Source organism: Nonomuraea helvata (assembly GCF_039535785.1).
Lineage (GTDB): Bacteria > Actinomycetota > Actinomycetes > Streptosporangiales > Streptosporangiaceae > Nonomuraea > Nonomuraea helvata.
This window is the reverse complement of the sequence record NZ_BAAAXV010000005.1, coordinates 544213-557560: the sequence shown is the minus strand read 5'-3', so window position 1 is coordinate 557560 and position 13348 is coordinate 544213. Positions and strand designations below refer to the sequence as shown.

The window sequence follows — 13348 nt, the reverse complement described above, 5'->3', positions numbered from 1 at the left end:
CACCGATCCGACGAGGAACCGTGTCCGCGCCGGCCATGGCCTACGCCCTGACCTCGGCCGGACGCCGTACGCCATATCCGGCGAGGGTGACCACATCGCCCGGTATTCGGACGGCCGGTCCGGAACAGGTGTGCCGATCGATGCGCGACCTGGCCGGATCCCGTGCGCTCACCCCGATGATCCCGGCGCCGGCGGCCTCGGCAGGCTGGTGGGGACGCAGGACCAGCCGGGCCTACGCGACTCGGCCCGAACGCCGCAGGGTCTCCGGGTTCGACTCGGCCATTCGCGGCCGCGGGCCTGTAGGAACTCCGTCGACAACCCTGATGAGCATGCTTGTCTGACAACGCCGTGTCCCCGATTTCATGGCGCGCTCAGTTTCCTGCCCGGACGGATCAGTACCCGGGCGATGGGACGCGATCAGGCGCCTGGTCGGCGGCCGAGCGCACCGTGCCTCCGCCGGCCACCAGCGCGACGATCGTCTGGCCGGCCGCGGCCACGCACATCAACATGATCGGTGCCTGCCAGCCGGAACTCATCGTGTGCAGCAGCCCGAAGACCACCGGCCCCACAGCGGCCAGCAGGTACCCGATCGACTGCGCCATCGCCGACAACGCGCCCGCCATGCTCGCGTCCTGGGCGCGCAGGCTCATGAAAGCCAGCGCGAGCACGAGGCAGGCTCCGCCGCCCAATCCGAGGACGATACTCCACAGCAACGCCAATCCCGGCGCCACGAAAAGCCCGAGGTAGCCGAGGAGCATGACTGCCGAGCAGATCGTCGCCAGCGCGCGCTGGTTCTGTGCCCACCGCATCGCACCGGGCACCGCCAGGCTGGTCAGCACCGCGACCGCCTGGAACAGGAACAGCAGCCATCCCGCACTGGCCGCACTCATGCCGTTGTCCTGGAAGACCTGAGGCAACCACGTCACGACGACATAGAAGCCCAGCGACTGCAAGCCCATGAACGCCGTGACCGCCCACGCCAGCCCGGAACCCCACGGCAACCGGTGCCGGCGAATCGCCTGCGCGGCACGCCGCGGAGCCCGCATCTGAGGAAGCCACAGCAGGACAGCCACCAGCGCGAACAAGACCCAGCAACCCAACGCGGTATACCAGCCGCCGGGGGCGACCTCACTGATCGGCACCGCCACCCCGGACGCCACTGCGGCGACACCGCCCATCACCGTGGCATAGGCGCTGGTCAACAGTCCCACCTTGGTGGGGAAATCGCGCTTGATGAGGCTCGGCAGCAGCACGTTGCCCACGGCGATGCCCGCTCCGATCAGCACGGTTCCCCCGAACAGACCGACCGCCGTCGGCACCCACCGGAGCGCGATCCCGAGCGTCAGCACCACGAGCGCACCCCCAAGGAGCTGCTCAGCCCCCCACCGCGCGGCCAGTTGGGGCACCAATGGTGACAGCACCACGAACGTCAGCAGCGGCAATGTGTTCAGCAGGCCCGCCACAGCCGGGGCCAGACCCAGATCAGCCTGCACTTGATCCAACAACGGGCCGACGCCGGTCAAACTCGCCCGCAGGTTGGCTGCCACCACCAGCAGCCCCCATATCAGCAACGCCTGACCGGAACGCCGTGTCGACGTACTCTCCATGCACACCACGATCAAGCCGCACCGTGACCGACAGCCAGGCCGTGCTCAGGCTAGCCCCGAGAGGGCCACGCTCCGCACCGCGCGATCAATGGGCGACCCGGTAGCCTGTCGACGTGGGGACGCCACTGGGGAATTTCATCCGGGCCAAGCGCGACAGCATCCAGCCGGAATCCCGTGGACTGCCGGACCGCGGCCGCCGCCGCTCACCGGGTCTGCGCCGACTGGACCTCGCCACGTGGGCCGGCATCAGCGTCGAATACCTGACCCGCATCGAGCAGGGCCGCGACCGCAATCCATCGCCGGCGGTCATCAACGCCCTCGCCGACGCGCTCCGCCTCAGCCCTTCCGAGCGCAACCACCTGCGCTACCTTGCGAAGATCACCAGCGACGAATGCTCCGTCCACATCCGTCCCGTGCCGCCGTCCCGACGCGTGCGACCGTCTGTCCTGCAGACACTCCGCCTCCTCGAACCCGGCATCGCCATCGTGACCAACCGGTTGGGCGACATCCTGGCCCATACCAGCAGCTACCAGGTGGTCACCAGCGGCACCGGGCTGCTCGACGCCACCCATCCCAACCTCAACCGCTACCTGTTCACCGATCCCCGCGCCCGGGCGTTCTTCGTCGACTGGGACGACATCGCGGACGAGCAGACCTTCGACCTGTGGCAGGCGCCGTCCCTCGAGAATCTCGAGTGGCTCACCGCGGAGCTCACGCCCATCGCCGGGTCCGAGTTCACCCGCCGCCTGAAGCGTCATGTGCTGCCGCGGCGTGGCGTTCTCCGGCTCAACCACCCGGCCGGGCAGCAGCTTCGACTGCTTCGTGAGACGCTCGAACTGCCTGCGGAGGCCCAACAACTCGTCGTCTTTCTCCCGGCCGACGACCAGACGGCCGAGGCCATCCACCAGCTCCGGCGCCAGTCCCACGGCCGGCTCCGATCCATCTCGTGACACGCCGCGAGATTGGCGCTCTCCCGCAGACATGCTTCATCGGAGCCTCCGGCGCCGGCCCCGCCTCCTTCGCCACGGTGGGCCCCGGCTCCCGCGCACCGGCCGAGCAGCACCTCAGCCGCCCGGCGCTGGGCCGGGGTCGCGGCCGTGACGTCATGGGGGATGCGCCGTCCGCACGATGGCATCATCGAACCGGCTGACGGCAAGCGGCGCCGTCCACGCCGTGGCGGCCGGGGTGGTCAGGACCCGGAGTGGCGCAGGTCGGGGTCATACGTCCCAGGTGACCGGGAGGTTCTTGACCCCGTAGATGTCCGCGGTCTCCGGGCGCAGGCCGACCTCTTCAGCCGGTACGGCCAGGCGCAGCGTGGGGAAGCGGTTGATCAGCGCGGGGAGCGCGACCCGCAGCTCGACGCGGGCCAGCTGCTGTCCCAGGCACTGGTGGATGCCGTGGCTGAAGGCCAGGTGGCCGCCCTCCTGCCTGCGCAGGTCGAGCACGTGGGGGTCGGTGAAGCGCTCGGGGTCGCGGTTGGCGGTGTTGTAGGACAGGATGACCGCCGTGCCGGCCTTGATGGTCTGGCCGCCCAGCTCGACGTCCTCCAGCGCCGTCCTGAAGAACGTCTTGGCGACGGTCAGATAGCGCAGCAGCTCCTCCACGGCCCCGTCGGTGAGCTCGGGCTCGGCGCGCAGCGCGGCCAGCTGCTCCGGGTTCTGCAGCAGGGCGAAGGTGCCCAGGGCCAGCATGTTCGCGGTGGTGTCGAACCCGGCCGACAGCAGGATCAGGGCCATGCCCCGCAGCTCCTCGTCGGTCAGGTCGCTGTCGAGCAGGTCGCTGAGCACGTCGTCGGTGGGGTTGGCGCGCTTGGCGGCCACCAGCTCGGCGAGGTACTGCTGGACCGCGGTGTAGGCCGCGATCAGCTCCTCGTCGCTGACCTCCCCGCCGAGGAACTTGTCGATGTTCTCCTGGAAGGACCCCCGGTCCTCGTACGGCACGCCCAGCAGCTCGCAGATGATGACGGAGGGGATGGGCTTGGCGAACGCGGTCACCAGGTCCACCGACGGGCCGGCCTTCTCCATCGCGTCCAGATGCTCGGCGGTGACCTGCTCGACGCGCTCGGTGAGCAGCCGCATCCGGCGGACGGTGAACTTGCCCACCAGCGGCTTGCGGTAGCGGCTGTGCTGCGGGTCGTCCATCAGCAGGAATTCGCCGGGCGGTGCCGGGGGGACCTCGATGTCGCCGAGGTCGATCAGCGGGTGGTGGCGCATGAGCTCCTTGCGGGAGCTGAACCGAGGGTCGGCCAGGACCGACCGGACCAGGTCGTATCCGGTGATCAGCCAGCCCTGGTGTCCGTCGGGGAAGGGGAAGTGGCTGATCGGGCTGTGCTCGCGGGCCTCGATCAGCTCCTTGGGCGGGTCGAAGGGGCAGCCGGGCTGACGCGTGGTGGGCAGTGCGGTGACGGTGTGTTCCATGGCTATTCCTCAAGGCTCTGGCAGCAGATTTTTCTCGCCGGTGTCGTTCACCATCGCCGACCGCCCTGATATCGGGCCGACACCGTGCTGACACGGACGCTGACACGACACCGGCCGACCTGATCGCAGGGTGTCCGCGGATTGCGCGCGGTCGCGGTCAGTCGTCACGGTTCGGCACAATTACCCGTGTGCGAGTCGGATTGCTGGGACCGTTCGAGGTCCATAACCGTGACGGTGCCGTGGTGGAGGTTCCTGGGATTCGGCTGCGCGCACTGCTCGCCGCACTCGCCCTCGAACCCGGCCGGATCGTCACGCGTGCGAGGCTGGTGGACTGGATCTGGGGGGAACAGCCGCCCGCGGACGAAGTCAATGCCTTGCAGGCGTTGGTGTCCAGGCTGCGCAGGGCGCTGCCGGACGGTGTGGTGGAGGCGCATTCCGGCGGGTACCGGCTGGCCGTGGCTCCTGATGCCGTGGACGCGTACCGGTTCGAGCACCTGGTCGGTCAGGCCCGTGCCGCCGAGCCAGAGGCGCGGGCGGATCTGCTGCGCTCGGCCTTGGCATTGTGGCGCGGCACGGCCATGGCGGACATCGCACTGCGCGACAGCGAGGCGTTCGACGCCGCGGTCGCGCGTCTGGACGAACTGCACGTCGCCGCGCTCGGGGACCGGGTGGACGCGGACATCCGCCTCGGCCGTGGCTCGGAGCTGGTCTCCGAGCTGACCGAGCTGGTGGCCACGTACCCGCTGCGTGAGGGGTTCGTGGCGGCGTTGATGCGGGCGCTCGCCGAGGCGGGGCGCGGGAACGAGGCGTTGACCGTGTACCAGCGGACGCGCGAGCGGCTCGCTGAGGAGCTGGGCGTGGATCCGTCGGCCGAGCTCTCCGCCCTGCACACCGCGTTGCTCCGGGGCGAGCTGGGCGAGCGCGCGGAGAACCGCAGGACGAACCTGCGCTCCGAGCTGACGAGTTTCGTCGGCAAGGACGATGACATCGCCGCGGTCGCCGTTCTGTCCATCGGGCACCGGCTGGTCACCTTGACGGGGGCGGGCGGCGCCGGCAAGACGAGACTGGCCACGGAGACCGCGCGGACGATGCTCGCCGAGCTGCCGGACGGGGCGTGGCTGGTCGAACTGGCCTCGGTGCGGGCAGGCGGTGAGCTGGCGCAGGCCGCCCTTGCCGCGATCGGCCTGCGTGACCAGGCAGTGCTCGGTGACGCGCGGGCCGGGGAGCCGATGGACCGGCTCATCACCGCGGTCCGGGAGCGCGCGATGCTGCTGGTCCTGGACAACTGCGAGCACATGATCGAGGAGGCCGCTGCTTTCGCGGATCGGCTGCTGGGGGAGTGCCGGAGGCTGCGGGTCCTGGCCACGAGCCGGGAACCGCTCGGCATCACCGGAGAGGTGCTGTGGCAGGTCGAGCCACTCGCGCTGCCCGCGCAGGGAGCGGACCCCGCAGAGGTCGGGGCCTCGCCCGCGGTGCGACTGCTGCGGGACCGCGCGAGTCTGGTGCGCAAGGACATCGGCTCCGACGCGCAGACCTTGTCGGCCATGGCGCGGATCTGCCGGGCGCTGGACGGGATGCCGCTGGCGATCGAACTGGCCGCGGCACGGCTGCGCACCATGTCCATCGATCAGCTCGCACGCCGGCTCGACGACCGGTTCCGGCTGTTGACCAGCGGTAGCCGTACGGCGCTTTCCAGGCACAAGACGCTGCGCGCGGTCGTGGACTGGAGCTGGGATCTCCTGTCCGAGGCCGAACGCGGCGTGCTGCGGCGGCTCTCGGTGTTCTCCGGCGGGGCGAGCCTGGATGCGGCCGAGCGGGTGTGCGGCGGCGAGATGTTCGCCGAGGAACTGGTGCTCGACGTGCTGACCGCGTTGATCGAGAAGTCGCTGCTGCTCGCCGACGGCGAGGGCACCCCGCGCTACCGGATGCTCAACACCATCAGGGAGTACGCGGCGCACCGGCTCGCCGAGGCCGGGGAGAGCGAGCCGGCACGCCGGGCACACCTCGCCTACTTCACCGAGCTGGCCGAGACGGCCGAGCCGCACCTGCGCCGGGCCGAGCAGCTGGAATGGCTGGCCACGCTCGAGGCCGAGCACGACAACATCAGCGCGGCCCTGCACGGGGCGATCGCCGAGGGGTGGGCCCAGGAGGCGATGCGGCTGGTCGCGGCCGTGGGCTGGTACTGGTACCTCAGCGGGAACCGGACCGAGGGCACCGAGTTGAGCGTCGCGGCGGCCTCCCTACAGGGTGAGGTGACCGACGAGGTGCGGGCGATGGCCTGCGCCACCGTGACGGTGTTCATGACCTCCGGGCCCGGCCGCGATCAGTATCAGGCGCAGGAGTGGATCCACGAGGCGCACCGGCTCGTCCAGCGCAACGGGTATCGCCACCACCCCAATCTCAGGTTCGTCGAGCTGTGGGAGCGGATGCTGAGCGAGCCGACGGATTTCCTGGCCACGTTCGAGCCGCTCTTCGCCGACGACGATCCCTGGGTACGCGCGCAGGCCAGGCTCGCTCGTGGCCGATTCCGGCTCACGCTCGGGGGCGACGAGACCGACGTGGACGTCGACGCCGAGATCGCCCTTGCCGAGTTCCGCACGCTGGGTGACCGGATGGGGATCTCGTTCGCGCTGACCTTCCTGGCCGATCGGCTCGCCATGCGCGGGGAGTTCGCACGCGCGTGCGAGCACTACGAGGAGGCGGTCGCGGCGCTGACCGAGCTGGGCTCGACCGAGGACGTGGTCAGCCTGCGGGCGCGCCAGGCCCAGCTGTACTGCCTGCTCGGCGATGAGCGGTCCAGCACGTCCGCCATGGCAGAGGCGCAGCGGTACGCGGACGGCATCGCGTGGCCGGACACCCTTGCCGATCTGGAGCTTTCGAAGGCGCAGGTGGCGCGCCGGCGCGGCGAGCCGGACGAGGCACACCGACTCCTGGCCACGGTGCGGGAGATGCTGGACAACGGGGAGCTGAGCGACCTGGCCCGCGCCAAGGCCATGGACCTGTACGGATACCTCACCGAGGATCTCGAGCAGGCCCGCGCGCATCGGAGCGAGGCGTTCCGCGCGGCTGTGGAGACGACGTATCCGCCGTTGATCGCCGAGGTGTTGATCGGGATCGCGGAGCTCGCGCTCCGCCAGGGACAGGACGAGCAGGCCGTGCGACTGCTCGCGGCGAGCGACGCCGTGCGCGGCACACCGGACCGTTCGCAGCCGGACGCTTCCAGGATCGCCGCGGACACGCGAAGTCGCCTCGGTGAACGCGGTTTCACCGAGGCGACCCGTGACGGCCGGCAGCAGGATTGGCGTGAGCTGGCCGAGGTCACCCTCGCTTGGCGAACGTCGAGCGCGCCCACAGGTACCCGATCAACATGATCCCCACGCACCAGGCGATCGCCGTGATGGTCGAGCTCGTCGACGGCGCGCCGGCCAGCAGCCCGCGCACGGTCTCGATGATCGAGGTGAACGGCTGATACTCGGCGAACTGCCGCGCACCCGCCCCCATCTTGTCGGCCGGCACGAACGCGCTGCTCAGGAAGGGCAGGAGCATCAGCGGGACACCGACGAGGCCCGCGCCCTCCGCCGACTTCGCCGCGAGGCCGAACGCGATGGTCAGCCAGCCGATCGCCAGCACCGCCAGCGCGACGATGCCGATCACGCCGAGCCACTGCGTGAAACTCGCCGACGGCCGGAATCCCATCAGGAACGAGACCCCGATGATGAGCGCGATGGCCACCAGGCTCCGTAGCACGGTCGCGATCACGTGCGCGTTCAGCACCGCGCCCCGGGACACCTGCATGACGCGGAGCCGGTTGATGAATCCGGTCGTCATGTCGGAGTTCACCGCGATCGCGGTGGGGCTGATCCCGTAGCAGATGGTCGTGATGATCAACCCTGGCGTCGCGTAATCGGCGTAGTTGACGCCGACGTCGAACGCGTCGCCGAGGATGTAGACCATCATGAACATCAGGACGAGCGGCATGATGATGCCGTTGAACAGGGCCAGCGGATTTCGCATCGTGTGCCGGAAGTTGCGCCGCAGCATGGTCGCGGAATCCGCCAGGGAAGCTGAAATGGCGTTCATCGTGCGTTGATCTCCTTGTGCGCGTGGCCGGTAAGGGCGAGAAAGACGTCATCCAGGTCCGGTGTGTGCACCGACAGCTCCTCGGCTTCGATGGAATGCGCGTCGAGCCGATCGAGCAGCGCGCGTAGCGACCGCACCCCGCCGTCGCCGGGTACCCGCAAGGTCAGCTCTTCGTCGTTCCTGGTGGACTCGTGCAGCACCCGTGCCGCGACGTCGAGTGCGTACGGATCGGTGAACCGCAGCCGGACATGGCTGCCGGGAACCCGGCGCTTGAGCTCGTCGGCGGTGCCCTCGGCGACCAGCCGGCCCTGATCGAGCACGGCGATACGGTCGGCGAGCTGATCGGCCTCCTCGAGGTACTGGGTGGTGAGGAAGATGGTCGTGCCGTCGGCGACCAGTTCCCGGATGATCTCCCACATGGTGCGGCGGCTGCGCGGATCGAGTCCCGTCGTGGGCTCGTCCAGGAAAATGATCTGCGGGTTGCCGACCAGCGTCATGGCGAGGTCCAGCTTGCGGCGCATGCCGCCGGAGTAGGACGCCGCCTGTTTGCCCGCCGCTTCTGCCAGATCGAACTGGTCGAGCAGCCGGCGGGCGATGCGCCTGCCCTCTGCCTTGGGCAGGTGCAGGAGATCCGCCATCAGCAGCAGGTTCTCCTCGCCGGTGAGCAGGTCGTCCACCGAGGCGAACTGCCCGGTGACTCCGATCGCCGCACGCACCGCCTTGGTCTCCGTGACCACGTCGTGCCCGGCGACGACGACCTTGCCGGCGTCGGGCGTCAGCAGCGTGGTCAGCACGTTCACCGTCGTGGTCTTCCCGGCGCCGTTGGGGCCGAGCAGGGCGAAGATCGTGCCGGTTCGGACGTCCAGGTCGATGCCGTCGAGCACGGTCTTGTCTTTGTACGCCTTCCGCAGCCCCGAGGCCGCAATGGCTGAACCGTTCATGGCGTCCACGATCGCCGACCGCCCTGATACCGGGCCGATGCCGGGCTGACACGGCCGCTGACACGGCACCCCATCAGTCCCGACCGGCCCATATCCTGGCGTTTGTGGCAAATGACTACCGTCATGCGGAGCTCCGCGACTTCCTGCGATCGCGGCGCGCCCGGCTCACCCCCGGCGACGTGGGGCTGCCGGAGGCGGGCCGGCGGCGCACCCCCGGTCTGCGCCGCGAGGAGGTCGCGGTGCTGGCGGGGGTCGGGGTGTCCTGGTACACCTGGCTCGAACAGGGCCGCGACATCACGGTCTCCGGCGAGGTGCTCGACGCGATCAGCCGGGCGCTGCGGCTGGACGCGGCCGAACGACGGCACCTGTACCTGCTGTCCGGCCTGAGCTCACCGCCACGCGCCGCGGCGGCGGACTCGGTCACAGCGGAGCTGCGCCGGGTGATCGACGCCTGGTCGCCGCGGCCGGCCTACATCATGAACAGGCACTGGAACTTCGTGGCCGTCAACGACGCCGCCCGCGCGGTTTTCGGGTACGGCGAAACCGATCAGAACTGCCTGGTCGCCTATTTCACCAACGAACGCTTCCGCGCCATGAGCCTGGACTGGGCAGAGCACGCCGCCGAGGTGGTGAGCAGGTTCCGCGCGGACGCCGCGCAGTACGCCGACGACCCGGAGTTCGAGCGCATCGCCGGCGAACTCGCCGCGGCCAGTCCCGAGTTCGCCGAGATCTGGGCCCGGCACGACGTCACCGCCGCCGACTTCGCGGTGAAGTCGATCCACCATCCGGACGCCGGCGACCTCTGCTTCGAAGCCCTGAAGATGCCGCTGAACGACCACCCCGGTCTGCATCTCGTGCTGCACAACCCCCGGCCCGGCACCGACACCGAGGCCAGGCTCGCCAAGCTGGTGGTGGCACACCCACGATAACTGGAGTCTGGGTATCGTGCCTGGTCGGCGGCAGGATCGTCGGCATGAGAGCTATCACGATCCCTGAGTTCGGTGGTGCGGACGTTCTTCGGACGGCCGAGGTGGAGGTTCCCGAGCCCGGTCCCGGCCAGGTCGCCATCGACGTCGCCTACGCGGGCGCCAACTTCGCCGAGGTCCTCTACCGGCGGGGCGTCGCGCCGGTGCCGCTGCCGTTCGTGCCCGGCATCGAGGTCTCCGGCCACATCCGCGCCCTCGGCCCCGGTGTGACCGGCCTGCACGTCGGCCGGCCGGTGGCGGCACTGACCATCGTCGACAGCGGCGGCTACGCCGAGGTGGTCACCACCTCCGCCGACCTGGTCGCCCCGCTGGACGGCCTCGACCTCGGCCTGGACGTCGCCGCGGCGATCCCGTCCAACAGCACCACCGCCTTCCTCGTGCTCGACAGAGTGGCCCGTATCGCGCCCGGCGAAAGCGTTCTGGTGCATGCGGCGGCCGGCGGTGTGGGCAGCCAGCTCGGCCAGGCCGCCAGGTTGCTCGGCGCGGGCCGCGTGGTCGGCACGGTCGGCAGCCCCGCCAAGATCGAAACCGCCAAGGGCTTCGGCTACCAGGAGGTGGTGCTCCGCGACGAGCACCCCGCCGGCTTCGACATCGTGGTCGACATGGTGGGCGGGGAGGCGCGCCGCACCGGGCTCGATGCCCTGAATCCGATGGGCCGCCTGATCGTCATGGGCAACGCGAGCGACGCCGACGACGTCGGCATCCCGGCCAACGAGCTGTGGTTCACCAACAAGACCGTGTCGGGCTTCAACCTGGCGGCCTTCTCCGCCGCCTTCCCCGAGGAGGCGGGACGCGCGCTGCGCCGGGCCGTCGCCGCCGTGGCGGCAGGCGACCTGCGACTGCGTGTCGAGGAACTGACGCTGGATCAGGCGGCCGAGGCGCACCGGCGCATCGAGTCCGGCACCACCACGGGCAAGCTCGTGCTCAAGGTCTCCTGAGCGAGGTCCGGCGGTTCAGACGCGCACCACCGCGGTGCGGGCGTGCCCGCGGCTGCCGCCGACGTCCACTTTGACCGCGCTCTTGGTCCTGCGCACGCCGCGGTCGCGTTCCTTGACCGATTTCACCGGCCAGGGCAGCGTGATCTTCACCTCGTCGGCGGTCCTGGACGGGTCGGAGACGGCGAGCCGTACCCGCTTGTGGTCGCGGCGGACCAGCAGCGTGCACGGTCCGTCGGCGGTGAGCGGCCCGTGCCCGGTCTCGACGGTCCCCGCGCGCCAGAAGACGGCGGCGAGCAGGTTGTCGCGGGCGATGACCTGCGCCGTCCCGGAGTTGGCGAGGATCTTGATCCGCCGGCCGTAGGCCGCGGTCTGCGCGATGGAGGCATCGGGCAGGACGGCATAGGCGTAGCGCGCCTTGCGCGGATCGACGCCGTGGTCGAGGAGGATCGTCGTGTAGTGCCTGGTGACAGGGGTCTCGTCGCCTCCGGTGGTGGCGCCCTTGTCGATGTCGCGCCAGCGGCCGGTGCGCTGCTCGCGGATCACCTTCGCCTCGACGCCGTCGAGCAGCGCGTAGCCGGCCACACCCGACAGATGGAGCCAGCCGTCGCCCCGGGTCAGCGGCGGATGCGTCTCATGGGTGTTGCGGTTCTCCACGATGGTCTCGATGCGGCGGCCGTCGGAGGCCTGGATGCCGGTGCCGAGGGCGATCACCGCGTCATCGAGCAGGAACCACGCTTTCTTGGCGCGCAGCGAGGAGCCGTCGGCGATGAGCTTCATGGCGGCCACGCCGTACTCGCCGTCGAGTGCCACGCCGCCCGCCCACGGGGTGCGCGGCAGGTGAGGCGCGCCGTGCGCGAGGTCGGCGCGGCCGCGGGTGTCGACCGTCGTGCCCGGCAGCCGGTACGGGTCGATCGTGGGCCAGAGCTCGTCGTTCCAGTGAGTGAGGTCGCCGGTGTAGAGGTAGGTCATGCCGTCGCCGGTGTACCAGCCGCGCAGGTTCTCCTGGTTCATGGCCTCGGCCGCGCCGATCCGCTCCGAGCTCATCGCGATCGCGTAGGCCCACGTGGGACGGCGGTGCACGATCCGGTCCATGTCGGCGAAGACGTACGTGCCGGTGGTTCGCGGGCCGACCGGCACCGACGGGTCCTCCAGCAGCGCCTTGGCCCTCGCGATGCTCGCCAGCGGCGCGAGCGTGTCGAAGGGGGTGACCTGGTTGCGGGTGAGCCAGCCCTTCACCAGCGGTCTCCAGCGCCGGGCATGGCGCTCGGGCGCCGCCTCCAGCAGGGTGAGGATGGCCTCGACCGCCTTCTGCCCCGAGTGGTAGTCGCGGTGGCCTTGCACCGAGATCTGCCGGCCGCGTACGCAGTCCATCATCAGCCCGTCGAAGATGAACGGCACGAACGAGCGGTCCACGATGTCGTAGACGTTCCCGATGCCGGGGATCTCCCACGGTGACCCGGAGAGCATGGCGATCAGCTTGGCCACGCTCTCCAGGTAGTCCACGCCGTAGCTGCCGTTGTAGGGGTACACGCCGTGCTGGATGAACGACCCGTCACGGTAGAAGCCGTCGCCCGGGCCCGAGGTCGTCCGCAGCAGGTCGGAGACCGCGTTCCTGGCCCGCTTGATGAGGCGCGCGTCGTGGGTGAGCAAGCCGCGCATCGCCACCGCCATGGCCTTGCCCGCCCGGTTGGCGCCGGTCTCGATGACGCCGGGGTGGGTGACGCGGCGCTCCGGGTCGGGGCACCAGCGGCTCAACGGGCGCAGCCAGCGCTCGAGGCGGTCCTGGGGCAGGCCGTCGTACAGCAGGGCGCAGGTGTCGGTCAGCGAGCGGGGGACGCCGATCTCCCACCAGTACCAGTTGCTGCCCTGCTGGTCGAGCCCCTCGTGGTAGGCGTGCTCGTACAGGAAGTCCAGCGCGCTGACCGCGATCTCGGCGACCTGCCTGTCCCCGTGCATGGCGGTGCCCGGAGTGGCCCAGCCCAGCGCCAGTGTGCGCATGCGGTTGTAGGCGCGGTTGAAGTTGCCCGTCCGGGGGTCGTCGAGCGGCAGGTCGGGCCAGAGGCTCGGGCGGTCGGGGGTGGGCTTCAGCTTGCGCAGTACCGCATTGGCAGAGCCCTCGATCGCCTGCGTCTTGTCGGTGTAGGCGGCGTCGTACGACCCGCCGGCCAGCAGGCTCACCCACCGCTCACGCGCGGCGTCGAACGCGGCGGCGCCGGCCGCCTCGGCCGGTCTCTCCCACAGGGCGAGGCCGGCCACGGCCGCGGCGCCGAGCAGGGCGGACCGCCGGCTGAGGGGGTTGGGCATGGAGGACACTCCGACAATCGGGCAAACATCAGCCAAAGGATCATATGTCGACTCTGCGATGGTGAGCGGCCGCAC

9 protein-coding genes are annotated in these 13348 nt (G+C 70.2%); 4 read left to right on the top strand and 5 right to left on the bottom strand.

What is annotated here, in order from left to right; translation table 11 throughout:
• Positions 1–392 precede the first annotated feature (392 nt).
• Positions 393–1607, bottom strand: coding sequence for an MFS transporter (locus ABD830_RS21945; protein WP_344990239.1), 1215 nt, complete (start codon positions 1605–1607; stop codon positions 393–395).
• 113 nt (positions 1608–1720) lie between these two features.
• Between ABD830_RS21945 and ABD830_RS21940 the strand changes: the two genes are divergently transcribed.
• Positions 1721–2557, top strand: coding sequence for a helix-turn-helix transcriptional regulator (locus ABD830_RS21940; protein WP_344990236.1), 837 nt, complete (start codon positions 1721–1723; stop codon positions 2555–2557).
• A 267-nt stretch (positions 2558–2824) separates the two neighbouring features.
• Here the strand turns inward: ABD830_RS21940 and ABD830_RS21935 are convergent, their stop codons facing one another.
• Positions 2825–4024 (bottom strand): cytochrome P450, encoded by a 1200-nt coding sequence (locus ABD830_RS21935; RefSeq protein WP_344990234.1) that lies wholly within the window; start codon positions 4022–4024, stop codon positions 2825–2827.
• Positions 4025–4212: 188 nt separating this feature from the next.
• Here ABD830_RS21935 and ABD830_RS21930 point away from each other — a divergent pair, with 188 nt between their 5' ends.
• Entirely contained in the window at positions 4213–7395 is a 3183-nt protein-coding gene (locus tag ABD830_RS21930) for an AfsR/SARP family transcriptional regulator (protein WP_344990231.1), read from the top strand.
• Here the strand turns inward: ABD830_RS21930 and ABD830_RS21925 are convergent.
• Together ABD830_RS21925 and ABD830_RS21920 are read right to left on the bottom strand one after the other, a co-directional pair.
• Positions 7343–8104 (bottom strand): ABC transporter permease, encoded by a 762-nt coding sequence (locus ABD830_RS21925; protein ID WP_344990228.1) that lies wholly within the window; start codon positions 8102–8104, stop codon positions 7343–7345. The genes ABD830_RS21930 and ABD830_RS21925 overlap by 53 nt on opposite strands.
• On the bottom strand, positions 8101–9045 hold the full coding sequence (locus tag ABD830_RS21920) for an ATP-binding cassette domain-containing protein (protein WP_344990225.1): 945 nt from the start codon (positions 9043–9045) through the stop codon (positions 8101–8103). Before ABD830_RS21920 ends, ABD830_RS21925 begins: the two co-directional genes overlap by 4 nt.
• 104 nt (positions 9046–9149) lie before the next feature.
• Between ABD830_RS21920 and ABD830_RS21915 the strand changes: the two genes are divergently transcribed.
• Positions 9150–9974 (top strand): helix-turn-helix transcriptional regulator, encoded by an 825-nt coding sequence (locus tag ABD830_RS21915; protein ID WP_344990223.1) that lies wholly within the window; start codon positions 9150–9152, stop codon positions 9972–9974.
• 44 nt (positions 9975–10018) lie between these two features.
• The gene (locus ABD830_RS21910; RefSeq protein ID WP_344990220.1) at positions 10019–10969 is read left to right on the top strand and encodes a quinone oxidoreductase family protein; all 951 of its coding nucleotides are present in this window, start codon (positions 10019–10021) and stop codon (positions 10967–10969) included.
• A gap of 15 nt (positions 10970–10984) precedes the next feature.
• Here ABD830_RS21910 and ABD830_RS21905 read toward each other — a convergent pair whose 3' ends face one another.
• Positions 10985–13273 carry a polysaccharide lyase 8 family protein gene (locus ABD830_RS21905; protein WP_344990218.1) on the bottom strand — a complete coding sequence of 763 codons (2289 nt, stop codon included), beginning with the start codon at positions 13271–13273 and terminating at the stop codon, positions 10985–10987.
• Positions 13274–13348: the final 75 nt, after the last annotated feature.